This is a genomic window from Streptococcus oralis (assembly GCF_003943825.1).
In the GTDB taxonomy this organism is placed as follows: domain Bacteria; phylum Bacillota; class Bacilli; order Lactobacillales; family Streptococcaceae; genus Streptococcus; species Streptococcus oralis_CD.
The window spans coordinates 1-795 of the sequence record NZ_RJNJ01000051.1 but is presented as its reverse complement, the minus strand read 5'-3'; the positions used below and the strand labels follow the sequence as shown (position 1 = coordinate 795).

1 protein-coding gene is annotated in these 795 nt (G+C 47.0%); it reads right to left on the bottom strand.

The genetic code is table 11. From position 1 onward, the window contains the following. Positions 1–795 (bottom strand): beta-N-acetylhexosaminidase (locus tag D8863_RS10500; protein ID WP_142999489.1); only part of this gene is annotated, 795 nt, incomplete at both ends.

The window sequence follows — 795 nt, the reverse complement described above, 5'->3', positions numbered from 1 at the left end:
TTGGTAGGGTGCGTTCTGCAAAGGTCGCAGCTGCACGGTCAGATCCCCAAGTGCGCTCCGCAGTAGTTTGCATGCTCCTGAAGAAGCGTTTGAAGATGTCATAAGAGGTCAAACCTGTCTCATGAAGGTCGATATTGTCGTTCCAAACCGCATGACCTCCTCCGATAATACTTGGATGAGACGATTCTAGAAGCGGACCTCCACCTGTTCGGAAGTCGTTTGGTGTCCAGCTATTGTATTGACGCTCATAGTTAGCATAGTCCCCATAGGCTGCTTGACTATTGCTTCCACTTGGGACACTATATGTCGGCACATCTGTGATGTTGATAATCTTAGCTCCCTGTGCANTGGCTTCATTTGGTCGTTGCCATCCGATGCTCCAGATATCAACTTCTACTCCGTTCCAATCAACAGGTGTGTTCCCTCGTTTCGCACTGAGCGATCCCCAGATACGAGGGGTATAGCCCTTTCCTTTAATGTATTTGATAAGGTCATTGACATAGCGGCGATAGCTTTCTCTACTGCCATAGTATTCATCCGTTCCGATATGAACAGTAGATACGCCATGAAGTGGTGCATCTGGACCATCGAGGAGTTTGTCATAAACTGATTTGACAAAAGCTAGCGTTTCATCGTATTTTTTATCTAGGTCCAGCATAGCTACACGCTCAACATTGTGCTTGCCTGCATAATCTCTCAGACTACCTTGATACATGAGGTCTGGACGCACCTTGACAAAGGATAATGCGTGCCCCGGTGTGTCAATTTCTGGCACTAGGTTGATATGCAATGCAA